Origin of the sequence: Catellatospora sp. NPDC049133, from assembly GCF_040648455.1 — a bacterium.
Taxonomy (GTDB): domain Bacteria; phylum Actinomycetota; class Actinomycetes; order Mycobacteriales; family Micromonosporaceae; genus Catellatospora; species Catellatospora aurea.
This window is the reverse complement of the sequence record NZ_JBEZDT010000034.1, coordinates 82,896-103,619: the sequence shown is the minus strand read 5'-3', so window position 1 is coordinate 103,619 and position 20,724 is coordinate 82,896. Positions and strand designations below refer to the sequence as shown.

The 20,724-nt window shown below is 71.6% G+C and carries 18 protein-coding genes; 8 read left to right on the top strand and 10 right to left on the bottom strand.

All coding sequences use genetic code 11. From position 1 onward, the window contains the following. Positions 1-89 precede the first annotated feature (89 nt). From AB0B35_RS32105 to AB0B35_RS32095, 3 genes are all read right to left on the bottom strand, one after another. Complete coding sequence (locus AB0B35_RS32105; protein ID WP_361052565.1) at positions 90-1,010, bottom strand: carbohydrate ABC transporter permease; 921 nt, start codon at positions 1,008-1,010, stop codon at positions 90-92. Next, a complete protein-coding gene (locus AB0B35_RS32100) occupies positions 1,007-1,912 on the bottom strand; it encodes a sugar ABC transporter permease (protein WP_361052562.1) in 906 nt (301 codons plus the stop codon). Before AB0B35_RS32100 ends, AB0B35_RS32105 begins: the two co-directional genes overlap by 4 nt. Before the next feature lie 77 nt (positions 1,913-1,989). Continuing rightward, entirely contained in the window at positions 1,990-3,294 is a 1,305-nt protein-coding gene (locus tag AB0B35_RS32095; RefSeq protein WP_361052559.1) for a sugar ABC transporter substrate-binding protein, read from the bottom strand. Positions 3,295-3,568: 274 nt separating this feature from the next. On the opposite strand from AB0B35_RS32095, the gene AB0B35_RS32090 reads away from it, so the two are divergent. Continuing rightward, the gene (locus AB0B35_RS32090; protein ID WP_361052557.1) at positions 3,569-4,573 is read left to right on the top strand and encodes a hydroxyacid dehydrogenase; all 1,005 of its coding nucleotides are present in this window, start codon (positions 3,569-3,571) and stop codon (positions 4,571-4,573) included. A 297-nt stretch (positions 4,574-4,870) separates the two neighbouring features. Here the strand turns inward: AB0B35_RS32090 and AB0B35_RS32085 are convergent, their stop codons facing one another. Beyond that, positions 4,871-6,934 carry a prolyl oligopeptidase family serine peptidase gene (locus tag AB0B35_RS32085; RefSeq protein WP_361052554.1) on the bottom strand — a complete coding sequence of 688 codons (2,064 nt, stop codon included), beginning with the start codon at positions 6,932-6,934 and terminating at the stop codon, positions 4,871-4,873. 48 nt (positions 6,935-6,982) lie between these two features. Here AB0B35_RS32085 and AB0B35_RS32080 point away from each other — a divergent pair, with 48 nt between their 5' ends. The 7 genes from AB0B35_RS32080 to AB0B35_RS32050 all read left to right on the top strand — a co-directional run bounded on the left by AB0B35_RS32080 (position 6,983) and on the right by AB0B35_RS32050 (position 14,221). After that, positions 6,983-8,866 (top strand): ABC transporter substrate-binding protein, encoded by a 1,884-nt coding sequence (locus tag AB0B35_RS32080; RefSeq protein WP_361052550.1) that lies wholly within the window; start codon positions 6,983-6,985, stop codon positions 8,864-8,866. Positions 8,867-8,873: 7 nt separating this feature from the next. Then, a complete protein-coding gene (locus AB0B35_RS32075; RefSeq protein WP_361052547.1) occupies positions 8,874-9,875 on the top strand; it encodes an ABC transporter permease in 1,002 nt (333 codons plus the stop codon). Then, positions 9,872-10,756 (top strand): ABC transporter permease, encoded by an 885-nt coding sequence (locus tag AB0B35_RS32070; protein WP_361052544.1) that lies wholly within the window; start codon positions 9,872-9,874, stop codon positions 10,754-10,756. The genes AB0B35_RS32075 and AB0B35_RS32070 overlap by 4 nt, the downstream gene beginning before the upstream one ends. Before the next feature lie 56 nt (positions 10,757-10,812). Then, positions 10,813-11,817: an ABC transporter ATP-binding protein gene (locus AB0B35_RS32065; RefSeq protein WP_361052541.1), complete on the top strand. Its 1,005-nt coding sequence runs from the start codon at positions 10,813-10,815 to the stop codon at positions 11,815-11,817. A 271-nt stretch (positions 11,818-12,088) separates the two neighbouring features. Beyond that, positions 12,089-13,135 carry an ABC transporter ATP-binding protein gene (locus AB0B35_RS32060; protein WP_361052538.1) on the top strand — a complete coding sequence of 349 codons (1,047 nt, stop codon included), beginning with the start codon at positions 12,089-12,091 and terminating at the stop codon, positions 13,133-13,135. A 142-nt stretch (positions 13,136-13,277) separates the two neighbouring features. Further along, on the top strand, positions 13,278-13,766 hold the full coding sequence (locus AB0B35_RS32055; protein WP_361052535.1) for a GNAT family N-acetyltransferase: 489 nt from the start codon (positions 13,278-13,280) through the stop codon (positions 13,764-13,766). Beyond that, the gene (locus tag AB0B35_RS32050; protein ID WP_361052532.1) at positions 13,763-14,221 is read left to right on the top strand and encodes an HAD domain-containing protein; all 459 of its coding nucleotides are present in this window, start codon (positions 13,763-13,765) and stop codon (positions 14,219-14,221) included. Before AB0B35_RS32055 ends, AB0B35_RS32050 begins: the two co-directional genes overlap by 4 nt. 67 nt (positions 14,222-14,288) lie before the next feature. Here the strand turns inward: AB0B35_RS32050 and AB0B35_RS32045 are convergent, their stop codons facing one another. The 6 genes from AB0B35_RS32045 to AB0B35_RS32020 form a co-directional block, all read right to left on the bottom strand. Continuing rightward, positions 14,289-14,690 (bottom strand): hypothetical protein, encoded by a 402-nt coding sequence (locus AB0B35_RS32045; protein WP_361052529.1) that lies wholly within the window; start codon positions 14,688-14,690, stop codon positions 14,289-14,291. 147 nt (positions 14,691-14,837) lie between these two features. Further along, complete coding sequence (locus AB0B35_RS32040) at positions 14,838-15,860, bottom strand: aspartate-semialdehyde dehydrogenase (RefSeq protein WP_361052526.1); 1,023 nt, start codon at positions 15,858-15,860, stop codon at positions 14,838-14,840. Between the two features lie 82 nt (positions 15,861-15,942). Beyond that, entirely contained in the window at positions 15,943-16,806 is an 864-nt protein-coding gene (locus AB0B35_RS32035) for a DMT family transporter (protein ID WP_361052523.1), read from the bottom strand. A gap of 1 nt (position 16,807) precedes the next feature. Next, positions 16,808-17,653, bottom strand: a complete 846-nt coding sequence (locus tag AB0B35_RS32030) for an alkaline phosphatase family protein (protein ID WP_361052520.1) — start codon at positions 17,651-17,653, stop codon at positions 16,808-16,810. Between the two features lie 79 nt (positions 17,654-17,732). Further along, positions 17,733-19,352: a glycoside hydrolase family 13 protein gene (locus AB0B35_RS32025; RefSeq protein WP_361052517.1), complete on the bottom strand. Its 1,620-nt coding sequence runs from the start codon at positions 19,350-19,352 to the stop codon at positions 17,733-17,735. A 236-nt stretch (positions 19,353-19,588) separates the two neighbouring features. After that, positions 19,589-20,692, bottom strand: a complete 1,104-nt coding sequence (locus tag AB0B35_RS32020; protein ID WP_361052514.1) for a P1 family peptidase — start codon at positions 20,690-20,692, stop codon at positions 19,589-19,591. Positions 20,693-20,724: the final 32 nt, after the last annotated feature.

Genomic DNA, 20,724 nt, shown 5'->3' with positions numbered 1-20,724 from the left:
TCCGTTGTTTTTCTGGTAAAACGCGGGGGTGGGACCCGAGGTTTTGACCTGAAACGGCGATCATGCCGGGCGCCACGGCGGCGTGAGCTCTACTTCACCGCCCCGGCGGTCAGCCCGGCCTTCCAGTAGCGCTGGAGGCTGAAGAACGCCACGATCAACGGCAGGATCGCCACCAGCGAGCCGGTCATCAGCAGCGGGTAGAACAGGTCCTGGTCGGCGGCGATCTGCTGGCGCCACATGAACAGGCCCAGGCCGACCGGGTAGAGATGGTGGTCGGACAGCATCAGCAGCGGCATGAAGAACGCGTTCCAGCCGCCGGTGAACCCGAACAGGAACAGCGTCGCGAACGCCGGGCGCAGCAGCGGGAACGCGATCTGCCAGAAGGTGCGCAGCTCGCCCGCGCCGTCGACCCGGGTCGCCTCCAGCAGCTCGTCCGGCACGTACGCCGAGCTGAACACCCGCCCCAGATACACCCCGAACGGGCTGGCCAGGCCGGGCAGGAACACGCCCCAGAAACTGTTGGTCAGGCCCAGGTCAGAGGCCATCAGGTACAGCGGCACCGTGGTCACCGCCGCGGGCACCAGCACGCCCAGCAGCACCAGCCCGAACCAGCGCTCCTTGCCCGGGAAGCGGAACTTGTCGAAGGCGTACCCGGCCAGGATCGAGATCATCGAGCTGGCCAGCGCGCCGACCCCGGCGTACAGGAAGCTGTTGAGCAGCCAGCGCAGGAACAGCCCGTCGCCGAAGGTGAACAGCTCGACCAGGTTCTCCCACAGCCGCACCCGGGCGAACTCGAACCCGCCGGTGGAGTAGAGGTCGGCGTAGCCCTTCGTCGCCGCGATGACCAGCCAGGTCAGCGGGAGCACGGTCCACAGCATGGCGGCGACGAGCACGCCGTTGACGACGCCTTTGGACAGCAGCGGCGAGGCGGACCGGGTGCGCCGCGGCTCGGCCGCCGGGGCGGGGGAGAGCGCCGGCTCCGGCCGAGTCAGGGTCTGCGAGGTGCTCACAGCGCCGCCCCCTTCTTCGAGAATCGGGTGACCAGGAACGACGCCACGGCCAGCACCACGGTCAGGATCAGCGAGGCCGCGGCCGCGCCGCCCATGTCGTACGCCTTGGTCAGCTGGTAGATGTACAGGCTCGGGGTCCACGCCTGGTCGATCGTGGTGGCCGCGTCGCGCACGATGAACGGCTCGGTGAACAGCTGCATCGCGCCGATGACGGTGAACAGCACGGCGAGCACGACCGCGCCGCGGATCATCGGCGCCTTCACCGACCACGCGATGCGGATCTGCCCGGCCCCGTCGACGGTGGAGGCCTCGATGACCTCCCGCGGCACGGCCTGCAGCGCGGCGAAGAAGATGATGACGTTGTAACCGGTGTGCATCCAGGTGGTCAGGTTCGCCACCGCGCCGACGGCCCCGGCGTCCGAGCCGAGGTTGAACGGGATGCCGGCCTGCTCCAGCACGTCGATGATCGGCGACAGGCCGGGGGTGTACAGGTACGTCCAGATCATCGCGGCGATCAGGCCGGGCACGATGTTCGGCAGGTACAGCGCGAGCTGGAAGAAGCGCTTGGCGCGGGCGTACGCCGAGTCGAGCAGCAGGGCCAGCAGCAGCGCGATGCCGATCATGACGGGGATGTAGACCAGGCAGTAGACGCCCACGGTCACGAAGCTGCCGAGGAACTGGGTGTCGGTCAGTGCCCGGGTGAAATTGTCCAGGCCGACGAAGACCTGCTCGGGCTCGCCGCCGAGGCCGAGGCCCGAGGTCTGCTCGCGGTGCAGGCTCAGCCAGGCGCCGTATCCGATGGGCGCGAGCGTGAAGGCGAAGAACAGCAGGAAGAACGGGGCGGTGAAGAGCGCGGCGACGCCGTACTGGCGGCGGGCCAGGCCGGAGCGGGTGGGGGGCATGGGCGCACCTCCTTTCAGCAACGAGGGAAGGGCGGGCGGCGCTGCCCCGAAACAGCGCCGCCCGCCCCGGTGGGTCGTCAGGACGCGTTGATGCCGCGGCCCTTCAGGTCCTCGATCGTCTTGGTCTGCACCGGCGCGTACACCGCCGGCAGCTGCTGCTTGCCCGTCTGCACCAGCTTGAACTGCTCGCCGATGCCGTCGAACACGCCGCGCATGCCCGGACCCCACACCCAGCCGGTCTTGATGGTCGGCAGGGCCGCCTTGGCCACCGCGTAGATGTCCTGGCCGCCGAAGAACTTGGTGTCGAAGTTCTTCGCCGCCACGTCGGCCAGCTCCGGAATGGCCGGCAGTGTCGAGCTGGCACCGCTGGCCAGGCGGGCCTGGATACCCTCCGGGGTGGTGGTCATCCAGGTGATGAACTTGAGCGCGGCTTCCTTCTTCTTGCTGGTCTTGCTCACGCCGAACGAGGAGCCGCCGACCATCGCCGAGGCCGGGTTCGCGTCCCACGAGGGCAGCGGGGCCGAGGCCCACTTGCCGGCCTGGTCGGGCAGGCCCGCCTTGAGGCCGCCCGCGGCCCACGCGCCGCCGAGCTGGGTCCAGACCTGGTTGGCGGCCTTGCGCTTCTGCACTTCCTCGGCCGGGACGTTGGTCACCAGGTCCTTGGTGATCAGGTCCTGCCAGTAGCCGGCGACCTTCTGCGACTCGGGGGAGTCCAGCGTGACCTTCCAGGAGTCGCCCTCGATGCCGAACCACTTCGCGCCGGCCTGCCAGTTCAGCGACACGAAGTTGGCCGAGTCGGTCTGGTTCCAGTCGGTGATGCGCGCCTTCGGGTCGGCCTTCTTCACGGCCTCGGCCGCGGCCTTGAACTCGTCCCAGGTCTTCGGCACGGCGATCTTGTGCTGCTCGAACAGGTCCTTGCGGTAGAACATGACCATCGCGCCCGCGTCCAGCGGCACGGTCCAGGTCTTGCCCCCCAGCGTCACCAGCTCCTGGATCGCGGCCGGATACTTCGACTTCACCAGGTCGGTGATGTCACCCGAGACGTCGGCCAGGTTCCCCTGCGCCAGCATGTCCGGGAGCATCGCGTACTCGACCGTGGCCACGTCCGGCGCGTTGCCCGCCTTGACCGCGTTGGTGAGCTTGCCGTAACCCTCGGCGCCGCCCGGGATCTGCTCGAACTTGACCTGCACGTCGGTGTGGGTCTTGTTGAACGCGTCCGTGACCTCCTGCGAGGCGCGCAGCCAGGACCAGAAGGTGATCTCCGTGACGGCGGGCTGGTCGGCGGGGGTGTCGGCGCCCTTGCTGCAACCGGTCGCGACCAGAGCCATGGAAACCATGGCGCCGGCGAGCGCCGCGGCTGCCTTCATCGATCGGGTCTTCATGACCGCTCCTTTGCGGGGGGAATCGGATCGTAGCGGAAAGTTTTCGCAGTTCAGAGCCCTGGCCCTGGGGCCCGGACGGGATGCCGGGGGAGTGGCTCAGATCACCGTGCCCGGCGGAGTCAGAAACTAAACCGTTTTCTACGACGACGTCAAGTCGCTGATTCCATCTCGTCGCAAACGGGGCTTGATCCCAGTGTTGACCACGCAAACGGATGCGGCTACGGTCCTGAATCCATACAGCAAACGTTTACTAGAGATCGCTTTGGGAGATGCCGTGAGCCAGCCGGACCGCCCTGCCGGGCTCATCGTGATGTCGCCGTCGGCGGCGGGCGCGGTGTTCCCCGAGGATCTGCTGACCCGGCTCGGCGGATCGTTACGTCTGCTCAGGCCCGGTGCGGTCGGCGACTTCGCGGCCGCCGCCGAGGCGCTGTCCGAGGTGGAGGTCCTGCTGACCGGATGGGGCTGCCCGCCGCTCGACGAGCCCGTGCTCGACGCGATGCCCCGGCTGCGCGCGGTCGTGCACGCTGCCGGCTCGGTGAAGCTGCACGTCGGCCCGGAGGTCTTCGCCCGCGGCATCGCGGTGTCCTCGGCCGCCGACGCCAACGCCGAGCCGGTCGTGGATTTCACGCTGGCCGTGCTGCTGCTGGCGGGCAAGCGCGCCTTCGCCTTCGCCCGCCGCTACGCCGAGGGCCGACAGCCGACGTTCGCCGTCAACGAGCGCGCGGGCAACGACGGCCGGGTCGTCGGAGTCGTCGGCGCGTCCCGCATCGGCCGCCGCGTCATCGTGCGGCTGCGCGCGGCCGGTTTCCGGGTGCTGGTCAGCGATCCGTACCTGGACCCGCTGGACGCTGCCGCGCTGGGCGCGGAGCCGGTCGGGCTCGACGAGCTGTGCGGGCGCAGCGACGTGCTCACCCTGCACGCGCCCGAGCTGCCGGAGACGGTGCACATGATCGACGAGCGGCGGCTGGCCATGCTGCCCGACGGCGCGATCGTGATCAACACGGCGCGCGGGGCGCTCATCGACACCGAGGCGCTCACCCGCGCCTGCGCCGACGGCCGCATCGACGCGCTGCTCGACGTCACCAGCCCCGAGCCGCTGCCCGCCGGGCACCCGCTGTTCGCCCTGTCCAACGTCTGGATCACCCCGCACCTCGCGGGCGTCCAGGGCACCGAGGCCCGCCGCCTGGGCGCGTACGCCGTCACCGAGGTCGAGCACTTCCTCGCCGGCCGCCCCATGCCCGGCGAGATCCACGCGCACCAACTCGCCGTCCTGGCCTGATCCGGCGGCTCACCCTCGCGGTCCGTGCTCCGCTCCCGGTCCGCGAGTGCGCACGCTCGACGCCCGGTCCACGCGCGGTTCCCGGTCCCGCGGTTCCCGGTCCGCGCAGGGTTCCCGTCCGCGCGCGGGTCCGTCTGCGCGCGGTTAGCGGTCCGGGCGCGGTTCACGGTTCACGCGGTCCGCGCCCGTCGGGGCGCGTCATGCGGGGCGCGTCCCGCACCAAGGTCGTTCGACTTGCCTGGCACCTGTGCGAAAGACCGTTCAAGATACGCACAGGTGCCAGGCAAGTCCGGCGATCTAGGACGGGCGGGGGCGGAGGTGGGACAGGAGGAACGCCGTGATCTCGGCTTCGTAGTGGGCGTGGGCGTAGCGGCCGGCGGGGCCGGTGTGGGCGCCGGAGCCCAGTTCGGTGCGTAGGTAGAGGGGGCCGTCCTCGGGGGTGGCGGTGGCGCGCAGGCGGGCGATCCACTTGGCGGGTTCGTGGACCATGACCCGGGGGTCGTGCAGGGCGCCGGTGGCCAGCAGCGCCGGGCGGAGGCCGGACGGCAGGTGGTTGTAGGGGGAGTACGCCCACATCCAGGCGAACTCGTCGGGCTTGCGGGGGTCACCCCACTCGTCCCACTCGTTGACGGTCAGCGGGATGTCCGGGTCGAGCATGGTCGTGATCACGTCCACGAACGGCACCTCCGCCACCACGGCCGTCCAGCGCTCGGGGCGTCGGGTGTAGACCGCACCCTGCAGCAGGCCGCCCGCCGACAGCCCGCGGGTGGCCAGCCGGGACCCGTCGGCGATGCCGTCGGCCAGCCAGTCGGCCACGGCGAGGTGGTCGGTGAAGGTGTTGGCCTTCGCGGCGAGCCGGCCGTCGTGCCACCAGCCGCGGCCGTTCTCGCCGCCGCCACGTGGATGGGTCAGCGCGAACAGCACGCCGCGGTCGAGCAGGCTGGGCAGCACCGGATCGAACTCCGGGTCCAGCACGGACTCGTACGCGCCGTACCCGTAGAGCAAGGCGGGGGCGGTGCCGTCGAGCGGGGTGTCCGCGCGCCAGGCCAGCGTCACCGGCACACAGGTGCCGTCCGGGGCGGTCGCGTGCCGTCGCTCGGTCCGGTACGCCGCCGCGTCGTACCCCGGCACCTCGCGGCGTTTGCGCAGCTCGCGCTCGCCGGTGCGGAGGTCGGCGGTGTGCCAGGACGGCGGTTCGATCAGAGACTCGACGACGACCGTGACGGCGGTGTCGCCGTACTCGACCGGAGTCGCCAGGCGGACGTGCCCCGCGTCGATGCCCGCGCCGATCTCGACCTCCGCGCCGGTCGTCCGGTCGACGGCGCGCAGCAGCGGGAAGCCGTCGCGGCGCAGCTCGACCAGCCAGTGCCCGCGCAGCGCGTGGCAGGCGGTGACGCGCTCGCCCGGCCGTGGTGCGAGCAGCTCGGTCCAGTGTTCCGGGCCGGGGGTCGCCACCGGCGCGGACATCACGCGGAACTCGGGTGCGCCGTCGTCGGTGACGATGACCAGCCGCCCGTCGGCGTGGTCGACGGTGTAGTCGACGCCCTTGCGCCGCGGCGCGACGAGCACGGGTGCCGTGTCCGGGGCGTCGGCGGGGATCAGCCGCCACTCGGCGGTGTCCCGGCTGCGCGCCTCGATCATGATCCAGCACAGGTCGCGGGTGGCGTGCACGGTGAGTTCGAAGCGGGCGTCGTCCTCCTGGAAGACCAGCACGTCCGCTTCGGCCTGGGTGCCGATGGCGTGCCGCCAGACCTGGTGGGGGCGGAACAGCTCGTCGTGCACGGTGTAGAAGAACGTGCCCGAGTCGGCGCTCCACGCGCCGGTGTAGTACGTACGCGGAAGCTCCTCCGAAAGGTCAGTCAACGTCGCCGTATGGCGGAACTTCAATCGATAGACCTCGTCGCCGGTGGTATCCACTGAGTACGCCAGGAGCGTGTCGTCGGGGCTCAGCTCCCGCAACCCGATCTCGGCGAACCCGTCGGGGCCCGCCAGCCGGGCTCCGTCGAGCAGCACCCGGTCCGGTTCCCCGTCATGTCCGGCTTGTAAGAACTGCTCGTACTCACTTCCCGCGACGGTCCGGGTGTAGTAGAAACGTGAACCACGTCTCCAACTGACTGAGCTATCAGTCGGAAGAAGGCGTCGCTCCACCTCGTGAAAGACCTCGGTCTGGAGGCCCTCCAACCGGCTGGCGGCAGCATCGTAGTACCCGCGCTCGGCGCGCAGGTAGGCGAGAAACCGCGGGTCGGAGTGGTCGCGCATCCACCCGTAATCGTCGGTCCACCGGCGGCCGTGCAGCTCGCGCTCGCACGGCTCGCTCGGGGCGACCGGCGGGACGTCGATGTTGTCGAGATCGTGCGGCATGAACGGGCACCCTACCCGCCACGCCCCCGGGCACCAAGGAGTAAACCGATGAGCAGCACCTCTCCTGCTCCCAGATCCTGGTTGACCAATCAGTCAGCGCGGCGTGCGCGGGCGCGGGTGGCGATGGCGGTGGCCGCCGCCGTGATCGCGCTCGGCGCGCTCGCGACGCCCGCCGCGGCCGACGGGACGCCGTCGCCGGGGGCCGCGGAACGCAGCAAGACCAGCTTCGTCATCGGCATGAAGCAGGACATCGACTCGCTCAACCCCTACGTGGGTGTCGTGTCGGCGGCGTACGAGTCCTACCGGCTCATGTACGACTACCTGATCGGCAACAGCGCCAAGGACTTCTCCCCGACGCCGGAGCTTGCCGAGAGCTGGGAGACCTCGGCCGACGGCAAGACCTGGACCTACCACCTGCGCAAGGGCGTCAAGTTCTCCGACGGCGTCGAGCTGACCTCCAAGGACGTGGCGTACAGCTTCCAGCGGGCCAAGGACGACGAGAAGGCCAACAGCCAGTACGGCAGCTACGTCGACAACATCTCGAAGATCACCGCGCCGGACGCGTACACCGTGGTCATGGAGACGGCGCAGCCGTCGCCGATCATGGTGAGCCTGGCGGTGCCGATCCTGCCGGAGCACGTCTGGTCGAAGATCGACGCGACCGCGGTGGCCAACTACGCCAACGACAGCAACCCGGTCGGGTCCGGGCCGTTCCGCCTGGCCGAGGCGAAGAAGGGCCAGTTCTACCGGTTCACCGCGAACAAGGACTACTACCTGGGCGCGGCGAAGATCGACGAGCTGGTGCTGCGGATCTTCACCGACGACGAGGCGCTGTCGCAGGCCGTGCAGAACGGTGAGATCGACATGGCGCAGGACCTGCCCGCGGCCGTGTTCGAGCCGCTGATCGGCAAGGACGGCATCACCGTCAACGACGCCAAGTACTACGGCTTCAGCGAGCTGGCCTACAACATCGGCGCGGCCACCACCGACGACAAGCCGATCGGCGACGGCCACCCGGCGCTGAAGGACAAGCAGGTCCGGCTCGCCATCGACCACGCCATCGACCGCAAGACGCTGGTCGACAAGGTGATCCGCAACCACGGCACCGCCGCCACCGGCGTCATCCCGCCGATCTACGCCGACCTGCACTGGAACCCCGGCGCCAACGAGCGCGCGTTCGACCTGGCCAAGGCCAACTCGATCCTCGACGCGGCCGGCTACGCCAAGGGCGCCGACGGCATCCGGGCCAAGGACGGCAAGGCGCTGAAGTTCCGGATGTTCGCCCGCAGCGAGTCGGAGTCGTCGCAGAAGGACGCCGAGTACATCCGCGACTGGCTCAAGGAGATCGGCATCGCGGTCACCGTCTCGGTGATGAGCGAGGACAACCTGACCACCGTGCTCGGCAAGGGCGAGTTCGATCTGTTCCACTGGGGCTGGGTCGTCGAGCCGGACCCCGACTTCCAGCTGTCGGTGATGACCTGCGGTCAGCGCTCGACCGAGGAGGACGGCGAGATCTCGGCCGGCTGGTCGGACAGCTACTACTGCGACGCCGACTACGACGCGCTCTACGCCAAGCAGCAGACCATCATCGACCGGGCCGCGCGGGCCGAGGTCGTCAAGCAGGCGCAGGCCAAGCTGTACGACGACGTCGCCTACTCGATGCTCTACTACTACAACCAGGCCGACGTGTACCGGTCGGACCGGTTCACCGGGTTCGTCGCCCAGCCCAGCGACGGCGGCATCCTGGCGCTGCAGTACGGCACCTACTCGTACCGCAACATCGAGCCGGTGGCCGAGAAGGCCGCGACCGACGACGGCGGGCTGCCGACCGCCGTGATCGTGTCCATCGTGGTCGGTGTCGTCGTGCTGATCGCCGTCGCGGTCATCGTGGTCGTGCTGCGACGCCGGTCGACCGCGGACGACCGGGAGTGACCCGCTGATGGGCAACGCCAACGGGGGCGGCGCACCGCGCCGCCCCCGTCCCCTCTCCCTCTCGCTGGTGCTGCGGCGCTGCGCCGCGGCGCTGGCCACGCTCGTCTTCGTGGTGCTGGCCAACTTCTTCCTGTTCCGGATCCTGCCCGGCAACCCCGAGAAGACCTTCGCCCCGCGCGGGCGCAACGCCGACCCCGAGACGCTCCGGCAACTGCGCGAGACGCTGGGTATCAACGATCCGCTGAACGTGCAGTTCGGCAAGTACCTGCAGCAACTCGCCCACCTCGATCTCGGCTGGTCCTGGAGCAAGAAGGAGCCGGTGCTCGACCTGATCCTCCGGGGGCTGTGGCCGACCGTGCTGCTGTCGGGCACCGCGCTGGTGCTGGCCAGCGGCATCGGCGTCTGGCTGGGTTCCCGGGCGGGCTGGCGCTACGGCAGCAGGTTCGACCGCTGGTCGTCCAACCTCGCGGTCACCTTCTACAGCACCCCCGAGTGGCTGCTCGGCCTTGTCGTGCTGGTGGTGCTCGGCCGCTTCGGGCTCGGTGCGGGCGGCATGACCGATCCGCGCTCCGAGCTGCCGGTATGGCTGGACGTGCTGCGGCACATGGTGGTGCCGGTCCTCGTGCTCGCCGTCGTCTACGTCGCCGAGTACTCGCTGATCATGCGGTCCTCGATCCTGGACGAGCGCCGGGCGGACTACCTGACCACCGCACGGGCCAAGGGCCTGCGGGACGACCTGGTGCTGCGCCGGCACGCGATGCCCAACGCGCTGCTGCCGACCGTGTCGCTGCTGTTCCTGAGCCTCGGCTTCGTCGTCGCGGGCGCGATCACGGTGGAGATGGTGTTCTCCTGGCCCGGCCTGGGCAGGCTCACCTACGAGGCGACCCGCGGCCCCGACGTCCCGCTGCTGCAGGGTCTCTTCCTGTTCTTCAGCGCTGCGGTGATCTTCATGAACCTGCTGGCCGACCTGCTGATGCCGGTGCTCGACCCGAGAGTGAGGCAGCCGTGACCGCGGGTTCTGCGCAACGCCGATCCGGCCGGAGCGGGTGGCGCGGGCTGCTGCGCGACGGCGAGTTCCGGTCCGGCGCGATCGTGCTGGTCCTGTTCGGCCTGGTCGCGATTTTCGCGGACCTGTTGGCCGACCCGGACGGGCTCAGCGTGGTCAAGGCGGCCGGCGGGGCCCTGGAGCACCCGTCCTGGCAGTACCTGCTGGGCACCGACGCCGACGGCCGCTCCGTGCTCACCCTGGTCGTGCACGGTACCCAGATCACGCTGCTGGTCGGCCTGGCCGCCACGCTGATCTCGATGGTGCTCGGCACCGTCGTCGGCGTCATGTCCGGGCACTTCACCGGCGTCGGCGGCGGCCTGCTCAACAGGTTCACCGAGTGGTTCCTGGTGATCCCGTACCTGCCGCTGGCGATCGTGCTGGCCACGGTGTTCCCGCCGCAGGTGCCCAAGCTGCTCGCGGTGATCATCGTGATCGGCGTGACGTCCTGGTCGAGCACCGCCCGGCTGGTCCGGGCGCAGACCATGGCCGTCGAGGCGCGGCCCTACCTGGAGCGGGCGCGGGCGCTCGGCGCCGGGCACCGGCACCAGATGACCCGCCACGTGCTGCCCAACGTCATGCCGCTGGTCCTGGCCAACACCACGCTGACCGTGTCGATCGCGATCATCGCGGAGACCTCGCTGTCGTTCCTCGGGCTCGGCGATCCGCTGCGCATCTCGTGGGGCCGGATCCTCGACATGGCGTACAGCGGCGGCGTGATCAGCCAGGGGGCATGGTGGTGGGTGCTCGGCCCCGGCGTCGCGGTGGTGCTGGTGGTGCGGGCCTTCAACATGTGCGGACGGGCGCTGGAGCGCATCCTCGACCCGAGGCTGGGGGAACGGTGAGCAGCGAGGAGCGAGCGGAGCGAGCCCCGCAGGCGAGGGCGAATACGGCGGGCGAGGTGCGGGTTCCGCAGGCGCGTGCCGGCGGCGGCCCGGCGAGCCTGCTGGAGATCAGGGACCTGCGGGTGTCGTACCGCGACCGCGGTGTGCCGCTGCCTGCGGTGCGCGGCGTGGACCTCACCCTCGGTGCGGGGCAGACGCTGGGGCTGGCGGGGGAGTCGGGCTGCGGCAAGTCGACGCTGGCGAGCGCGCTGCTGCGGCTGCTGCCCGCCAACGCCGAGGTGTCCGGTGAGATCCTGCTCAACGGCAGCGACGTGCTGAAGATGAGCTGGGGCCAGCTGCGCGCGGTGCGCTGGAACGAGGCGTCGATCGTGTTCCAGGGCGCGATGCACGCGCTCAACCCGGTGCGCGCCATCGGTCGGCAGATCGCCGAGGCGATCGTGCTGCACGCCCCGAAGTCGTCCGCGGCCACCGCCCGCAGGCAGGTCGGCGAGCTGCTGGAGCAGGTGGGCGTGCCCGCGTGGCGGGCCGAGTCGTACCCGCACGAGCTGTCCGGGGGGCAGAAGCAGCGCGTCATGATCGCCATGGCGCTGGCCTGCTCACCTCAGCTGATCATCGCGGACGAGCCGACCACCGCGCTCGACGTGATGGTGCAGGCCCAGGTGCTGACGCTGCTCAGGCAACTGGTCCAGGAGCGGGGCGTCGGCCTGATCCTGATCAGCCACGACCTGTCGGTGCTCGCGTCGACCTGCGACCGGGTCGCCGTGATGTACGCGGGCCGGATCGTCGAGCAGGGACCGGGGCACCGGCTGTTCGCCGGCGCCGCCCACCCGTACACCCAGGCGCTGGCCGCGGCGTTCCCGGTGATCGGGGACATGGCCTCGCGTCGGGCGCCCCGGGGCCTGCCCGGCGACCCGCCGGACCCGCGCGACCTGGGCGAGGGCTGCGCCTTCGCGCCCCGTTGCCCGGTCGCGCTGCCCGAATGCGCCCGGCACGACATCGCGCTGCGCACGGTCGACGCCGAGCGCAGCGCCGCCTGCGTACACGTGGGGGCGGTGGCATGAGCGAGCGAATCGGCGGGCACGGTTCTCATGCTGGTGACGAGCGAAGCGAGGAACGGGCATGAGCGAGCTGGGCGAGCGAATCGGCGGGCACGGTTCTCATGCTGGTGACGAGCGAAGCGAGGAGCGGGCATGAGCGAGCTGGGCGAGCGAATCGGCGGGCACGGTTCTCATGCTGGTGACGAGCGAAGCGAGGAGCGGGCATGAGCGAGCTGGGCGAGCGAATCGGCGGGCACGGTTCTCATGCTGGTGACGAGCGAAGCGAGGAGCGGGCATGAGCGGGATCTCGGTGCATCCGGTGCTGGAGGCGCGGAACCTGCATGTCGGGTTCGGCGGGCGTGGCAAGGGGACCCCGCCGGTGCGGGCCGTGGACGGGGTCGAGCTGTCCGTCGACAAGGGACAGATCGTCGCGCTGGCCGGAGAGTCGGGCAGCGGCAAGACGACGCTGGCCCGGACCCTGCTGGGCCTGCAGCGGCCGTACCAGGGCGAGGTGCTGCACCACGGCAGGCCGCTGGATTACAGCGGCAAGGGGCTCAAGGCGCTGCGGCGCAAGGTGCAGCTGGTGCTGCAGGATCCGACCGGCGCGCTCAACCCGCGCCGCACCGTGTACGAGGCCGTCGCGGAGGGTCTGCGCATCCACAAGGTGCCCGGGGACGAACGCGCGCTGGTCGCCAAGGCGCTGGGGCAGGCAGGGCTGCGGCCTGCGGAGCGCTTCTTCGGCCGGTATCCGCACGAGCTGTCCGGCGGGCAGCGCCAGCGCGTCGTCATCGCGGGTGCGCTGGTGCTGGAACCCGAGCTGATCATCGCCGACGAGCCGGTGGCGTCCCTGGACGCGTCGGTGCGCGGCGAGATCCTCGCGCTGCTGCTGTCGCTGCGCGCGGAGCTGGGCCTGTCGGTGCTGGTCGTCACGCACGATCTCGGCCTGGCCTGGAACATCGCCGACCGGCTCGCGGTGATGTACCTCGGGCGCATCGTCGAGGTGGGGCGGACCGAGCAGGTGCTGGCCGCGCCGAGGCACCCGTACACGGCGGCGCTGCTGTCGGTGCTGCCGGAGGCTTCGGGGCGTACCCCCGTGATCCTGTCCGGCGAGTCGCCGGACCCGTCGCGGATCCCGGCGGGCTGCCGCTTCCATCCGCGCTGCCCGGCGCTGGCCGACGGTCTCGCGCAGCGGGCGGGCATCGCGGACCGCTGCGTCGGCGAGACGCTGCCGGTGCTGCCGCTGCACGGCCCGCACGCCGCCGCCTGCCTGCTGTCCGGCCACATCGGCGACGGCATCGCCGGCGCTGCCGGCGGCTCCCCGACCGGCCTGCACTCCGCCTGACGGGCAGCTCTGCCTGGATCTAGATGATTTGTGGTCGCCCTGGCGACCACAAATCATCTAGATCCAGCGATGGTGGGGAAATCGCGAGACGGGAGCGTTGCCGCCGGCTTATCGTCGGCCTTTCGGCGACGGCGGAGGGGCAGTGGACGGGTATCGGGTGCGGGCCGCGACCGAGGGCGACTGGCCGCTGCTGGAGGTGCTGGAGTCGGCGGCCGACCGCGTGTTCGAGCCGATCGGGTTCGGCCCGCTGCCGCCTGCCGCGCCTGCCGCGTCCTACGCCGATGCGGACTGCGTGCTGGTCGTGGGCGATCCGCCGGTGGGCTTCGCCCGGCTCGGGCTGGTCGACGGGACGGCCTACCTGGAGCAGCTGTCCGTGCATCCCGACCACAGCGGCCAGGGTGTCGGCACCGCGCTGCTGGCGGCGGCGTGCGCGTGGGCGGCGGCCGCGGGCCATCGCGAGCTGACCCTGACCACGTACGCGGAGATCCCCTGGAACGGCCCGTTCTACGCCGGTCGGGGCTTCCGCCCGGTCGCCGAGCCCGGCCCGCAGATGCGTGAGCTGCGCCTGCACGAGGCCGAGCTGGGCCTGGACGCGCTGGGGCCGCGCCTGGTGATGAGCAGGGCGCTGTGAGCCGGGAGGCGCTCGCGCTGATCGACGTCGACGGGGTGCTCAACCCGCACGGCTCGGCCGCCTGCCCGCCGGGGTACACCGAGCACGAGCTGTTCCCCGGGGAGCTGGTCCGGGTCCGGCCCGAGCACGGGGCGATGCTGCTGCGGCTGGCCGAGCGATACACCCTGGTCTGGGCCACGTACTGGGAGGACGAGGCGAACCGGCTGCTCGCGCCGCTGCTGGGGCTGCCGCGGCTGCCGGTGATCCCGTGCGCGGGACCGCCCGGCGGCGGGCAGGACAAGCTGCTCGGGATCGCGCCCTGGGTCGCCGACCGGCCCGTGGTGTGGTTCGACGACCTGCACAGCGCGGCCGCCCACGAGTGGGCCGAGCGCCGGGACGCGCCGACCAGCCTGATCCACGTCGATCCGGTCTCGGGTCTGACGGACGTCCACATCGATCAGGCGTTGCGGCTCTGACGCGCCGACGGCGCAGTCCTGCGCCCCGCCAACGGGCGGCGGGGCAGCCGGCTGGGTCGGCGGGCGGTCAGGTGGCGAGGTTGGCGAGGATGAAGAGCCCGACGATCGCGGCGACCGGGACGCCGGCCATCCAGCCGATGACGAGCCCGACGGCGTTGGCTCCGTCGCGGCGAACCGTCCGGGCGACGCCGAGGGCGACGACGAAGGCGGCGAGCAGCAGCTGGGCGACTACGCCGCAGACGGCGAAGACCGGGCCCGGGTCGTCGGTCAGCATCGACGGGAGCATCGGCAGGATCACGGCCACGCCGTGACCGGCCAGCGCGGTCCCTATGCCGGAGCGCACCCGCCGCACGCGGCGCGGGCCGCGCTCGGCGGCGGGCGGCTCGAAGGCGTTGGCGCGGTTCTCGACGGCCGAGGCGATGGGCGGCCGGGCGGCGAGCAGCGGAGCCCGGTAGGGGTTGGGGGTCACCTCTTCATTGCACCAACCCGGCTGCCGCGCGGCCCTGTGTTGCACGAGGTCTTCACAGCATCCACACGACCTGCGCCATCGCGTGCCGCGCGTTAGGAAGGGCACCTTCTGCAACGCGGAGCGTTAAGAAGGTGCCCTTCCTTTGCCCTAGAAGTCGGCGAGGACCAGTTCGGCGATCTGGACGGCGTTGAGGGCGGCGCCCTTGCGCAGGTTGTCGCTGGAGCAGAACAGGGCCAAGCCGTTGGGGGCGGTCTCGTCGCGGCGGATGCGGCCGACGTACGTCGGGTCCTGGCCGGCGGCCTGCAGCGGGGTGGGCACCTCGGCCAGGATCACGCCGGGGGCGTGCGCGAGCAGCTCACGGGCGCGCTCGGGGCTGATCGGGTTGGCGAATCGGGCGTTGAGCTGCAGCGAGTGCCCGGTGAAGACGGGCACCCGGACGCAGGTGCCGGAGACCGGCAGACCCGGGATGTCGAGGATCTTGCGGGTCTCGTTGCGGAGCTTCTGCTCCTCGTCGGTCTCGTTCGAGCCGTCGGCGACCACCGAGCCCGCGAGCGGGAGCACGTTGAACGCGATCGGGTGCGCGTACACCTTCGGCTCCGGGTAGTCGACGCCGCGGCCGTCGTGGGCGAGCGTGCGGGCGTCGGCGACCACGGCGGTGGCCTGCTCGTGCAGCTCGTCGACGCCGGTCAGGCCGGTGCCGGAGACGGCCTGGTAGGTGCTGGCGATCAGCCCGGTCAGCGTCGCCTCGTCGTGCAGCGGGCGCAGCACCGGCATCGCGGCCATGGTGGTGCAGTTCGGGTTGGCGATGATGCCCTTGGGGCGCAGCTTGGCCGCCTGCGGGTTGACCTCGGCGACGACCAGCGGCACGTCCGGGTCCAGCCGCCAGCCGGACGAGTTGTCGATGACGACGGCGCCGGCCGCGGCGACCTTCGGCGCGAGCGCCAGCGAGGTCGTCTTGCCGGCGGAGAACAGCACGATGTCGAGCCCCGTGTAGTCGGCCGTGGCCGCGTCCTCGACGGTGACCTCGCCGTCAGCCCAGGGCAGGGTGCGCCCGGCGGACCGGGACGAGGCGAACAGCCGCAGCTCGTCGACGGGAAACTTGCGCTCCGCGAGCACCCGGCGCATGACGCCGCCGACCTGGCCCGTGGCTCCGACAATGCCGATTCTCATACGCACAGGTTACTCAAAAGGTTGATCTACCAGGCGCGCTGTCCCGTCATCCGGGCCGCGCCGTCCCGTGACGAGCGGCACGTCAGCCGCGGCCCAGGGTGACGCCGACCGCGCCGACGACCACGCCGAGCGCGGCGATCAGCCGCCGCCACATGTCGCGCTCGCCCAGGAACCGCGCCCCGAGGAACACCACCAGCAGCACGCTGACCTCGCGCAGCGGCGCGACCACGGTCACCGGGGCCATCGTCATCGCAGTCAGGGCCAGCATGTACGCCCCCGGCGAGCAGATCGCGGTGCCGAACACCTCGCGCCGGTGCTCGCGCCACACCTGCTTGACCTTCGCCCGGTGCCTGATCAGCCACGGGGCCAGCAGCAGCGCCCGGCCGGTGTCGCCGCCCCAGTTGACCAGGATCGGCGAGAGCGCGGCGACCGCGACCGCGTTGCGGTCCCACAGGGTGTACGCGGCGATGAACACGCCCGTCGCCAGCGCGTACAGGATGGGGGCCTTGCGTTTGAGGGCGTCGGGGGAGGGCTTGCCGATCAGCGCGACGCTGACCGACAGCGCGAGCGTGCCCGCCCAGCCGAGCAGGCCCGGGTCCTCGTCGAAGAACGGCACCGCGACGGCGCAGATCAGCACCGGGCCCAGCCCTCGGGCGACGGGATACACCACCGACAGGTCGCCGACCGCGTAGCCGCGCTGCAGCAGCAGGTAGTAGCCGGTGTGCAGCAGCGCCGCGCCGCCGAGCAGCACCAGGCTGCCCCAGCCGAGGGAGTCCCAGCCGGTGACCAGCGCCCAGATGCCGATCGGGGCCCAGATCAGCGCGGCGACCACGGACCAGACGGCGACGAAGACGGTGCCCGCGACGGCGGCCCGCTTGGACAGCAGGTTCCACGTCGCGTGGCACAGCACCGACGCGGCGACCAGGGCGAAAGCGGTGAGCGACACGTCAGGCCACCGTGGCCGGGTGGCGCTCGGGGATCAGGGAGGTCCCGGCGAGGTGGCTCTCGCCGATCAGCGGCTGGCCGAGCACCGCCAGCACGGTCGGGGCGACCGAGACGTGGCTGACGTCGGCGGGCGGCGTGGCCCCGATGCCCGCGCCGCAGGCGGCCAGCCACGCGGTGCGCTCCCACCGGCTGCGGCCGCCGTGACCGCCCTCGTCCCGGTGCCCGTGGTCGGTGACGACCAGGACCGTCCAGCTCTCCTCGGCGTGCCGGGGGCGGGCGCGGACGGCGTCGAGGACCTGGCCGAGGCGGCGGTCGGCGCGCTCGATCGCGGCCGTGTACTCCGCTCCCGTGCCCAGCTCGTGGGCGACCTCGTCGGGTTCGCCGAGGTAGACGAAGGAGGCGTGGAACGTGCCCTGGCCCAGGGCCCGCGCGGCGGCGTCGGCGACGTGCTGGTCGGCCGCGTCGTGGCCGAGCGTGTGCCCGTCGGCGAAGGTGAGCAGGCTGGGCGAGGCGAACATCGGGCCGCCGTACGCGGTGGTGACCAGCGGGGCCCAGCTCGCCCCGACGAACGTGGTGAAACCCCGTCGCTTGGCCGTGGTGAACACGTCGGGGAAGGCGTCGAGGCGGTGGCCGGAGAACACGTTGCCGTAGATGCCGTGCACCCGCGGCCACAGCCCGGTCGCGACCGACGCCCAGGTCGGCCCGGACAGGGTGGGCGCGTCGGTGCTCAGCTCGAACTCGGCCAGCCATCCTTCGCGCTCGATCGTGTCCAGGTGGGGGGTGTGCGCCGCGCGTGCGGTGTCCAGCCGGACTCCGTCGATGCCGACGACCAGGATGTGTGCGCTCATGCGGTCGCTCCAGGGTGTTCAGGGCATGGTCGTGGTACCTGCCCGCCGCGAGTGGGCGGGCAGGTGGGTCAGGGCTGGGTCAGGCGACGCGCATCCAGACGGCGCTGTTCGGGGCGACCTTCAGGTCCTCCAGCGGATCGCTGGTGAGCAGGAGGTACTCGTAGGGAGGCAGCTCGGCGGGGGTGTCGCTCAGGTTGACCAGGCAGGCGAAGCCGTCGCCGCGCTGGAACAGCAGCACGCCGTCGGGGGCGGGCAGCCATCGCATCGGGCCGTCGCCGAGGTCGGGCTCGGTGCGGCGCAGGTGCAGGGCGCGGCGGTACAGCTCCAGCATCGAGCGCCGGTCCCCGGTCTGCGCCGCGGCGGACAACCGGGCCCAGCTCGCGGGCTGCGGCAGCCACGGGTCGGCGGCCGCCCGGTCCGGGCTGAAGCCGTACGGCTTGGTATCGCCCGACCAGGGCAGCGGCACCCGGCACCCGTCGCGGCCCCGGTCGGTGAACCCCGAACGCGGCCAGCGCGGATCCTGCAGCAGCTCGTCGGGGATGTCCTCGACCTCGGGCAGCCCCAGCTCCTCGCCCTGGTAGACGTACGCGGAGCCGGGCAGCGCCAGGGTCAGCAGCGCGGCGGCGCGGGCGCGGCGGGTGCCGAGCGAGAGGTCGCTGGCCTCGAAGTGCTTGGCGTCGTCGAACGAGTGCGCGGTGTGCGCCCGGCCGTAGCGCGTGACGTGCCGTACCACGTCGTGGTTGGACAGCACCCAGGTCGCGGGCGCGCCGACCATGGCGTGCGTGGCCAGCGTCGTGTCGATGACGTCCCGGAACGCGGCCGCGTCCCAGGGGCAGGACAGGAACGGGAAGTTGAAGCCGGTGTGCAGTTCGTCCGGGCGCAGGTAGCGGGTGAACCGGTCGGGGTCGTCGTCCCACAGCTCGCCGACGAAGACCCCGCGCTGCGGGTACGAGTCGGCGATCTTGCGCCACTCGCGGTAGATCTCGTGCACGCCCTCCTGGTCGCGCCAGGGCCGGATCACGTCGGGACCGAGCGTGGCCACGTCCGGCAGGGCCGCGTCCTTGACCAGGTGGTCGGCGACGTCGATGCGGAACCCGTCGACGCCCCGGTCGAGCCAGAAGCGCAGCGTGGTCTGGAAGTCCTCGGGCACCGCCGGGTTGTCCCAGTTCCAGTCGGGCTGCTCGGGGGCGAACATGTGCAGGTACCACTCGCCGTCGGGGACCCGGGTCCAGGCCGGGCCGCCGAAGTGCGAGCCCCAGTCGGTGGGCGGCAGCTCCCCGTGCTCGCCGCGGCCGGGGCGGAACCAGAACAGCTCGCGCTCGGGCGAACCGGGTCCGGCGGCGAGTGCGGCCTGGAACGCCGGGTGCCGGTCGGAGCAGTGGTTGGGCACGACGTCGACGATGACCCGCAGGTGGTGCTGGTGGGCCTCGGTGATGAACCGCTCGGCCTCGGCGAGGGTGCCGAAGACCGGGTCGATGTCGCGGTAGTCGGCCACGTCGTAGCCGGCGTCGGCCATCGGGGAGACGTACCAGGGGCTCAGCCAGACCGCGTCGACACCGAGGTCGCGCAGGTACGGCAGGCGCTCGCGCAGGCCGGTGAGGTCGCCGAGGCCGTCGCCGTTCCCGTCGGCGAAGCTGCGCGGGTACACCTGGTAGATGACGGCGTCACGCCACCAGGGGTGTTCGTGTCGTGAGGACATGTCCGGCTCCGATGGGCGAGTGCGGGTGCGTGGCCCGATAGTAACAAGATGGAAAACGCTTTCCATCGCGGTCGCTCACCCTACCGGGGGTCTTCACCCACGGTCAACGGTCTGTTCATGTTGTTGATCGCCCGACTTGCCTGGCATCTGTGCGTATCTTGAGCGCGCTTTTCCACGAGTGCCAGGCAAATCGAGCGATCTTGGTCGGCGGTGTGCCGCCCGGCGCGGCGGGACGGTTACGAGCGCAGGGCGAGCAGGGCGGCTACGCGGTCGACGGGCAGGCCCTCGGCGGTGTTGCCGCTGCGGCCCACCACGGTCGGGGCGTTGAGCAGGCTGTTGAGGACGCTCTCCTCCGTCGCCTCGACCACGGCGGCGAAGAACGGGTCGAGCTGGCGGCCCTGCAGCGGGGTGACGGTGGAGGCGGTGCCGCGCGGGGTGCGCAGCCCGGTGGCCAGGGCGAGGAAGATCTCGCCGCTGGCGTGGTGCGCGGTCGAGCCGGTGCGGGCCAGGCCGAGCCCGGCGCGGCGGGCCAGCCGCCGGCAGCCCGCCGGATCGACCGGCGCATCCGTGATCACGATGACGATGCAGGAGCCCGCCGGTGGGGCGGTCGGGGCGGGTGCGGGCGGCAGCAGCCGTCCGACCGGGACACCGGCCACCGTCAGGCGGCCCCGCTCGCCGAAGTTCGTCATCACCAGCACGCCCAGCGTGTGACCCGACGGCAGCACCCGGGACGCGGTGCCGATGCCGCCCTTGAAGCCCAGGCAGCTCATGCCGGTGCCCGAGCCGACCGCGCCCTCGGCGGGCGCGGCGGTGGGCCGTCCCGCCGCGCGGTCGGCCTCGGCGGCGGCGGCGCTCGTCCGCGCGGCATTCAGCGCGGCGGCCACGTCGTCGCGGGTGACCTGCATACGGCGCGACTCGGACAGGAAACTGTCGTCGCACTCGGCCACCACCGGGATGACCACGTCGTCGTCACCGATGCCCGGCTCGGACTCCATCAGCAGCTCACAGGCGGCGTCGTACACCCGGCCCAGCTGCATCGTGGAGGTCAGGAAGATCGGCGTCTCGACCAGGCCCCACTCCTGCGCGGACATGAAGCCGGTGCACTCGCCCGCGCCGTTGAGGATCGCGCCGCCCGCCGGGATCGGCTCCCGGAACGCGTTGCCGCCCGGGTCGAGCACGGTCACCCCGGTGCGGGCGACGCCCCGTCCGGCCGGCGGCGGCTCCTCGTCGCGCCACACGGTGGTGTGGCCGACACCCACGCCGGGCACGTCGAGGATGGAGCGGCTGGGGCCGCTGGGCAGCTCACCGATGGTGATGCCGAGGTCGTGAACACGAGGCATGGGCGCAGCCTAACTGAGTCTCGACTCAGTAA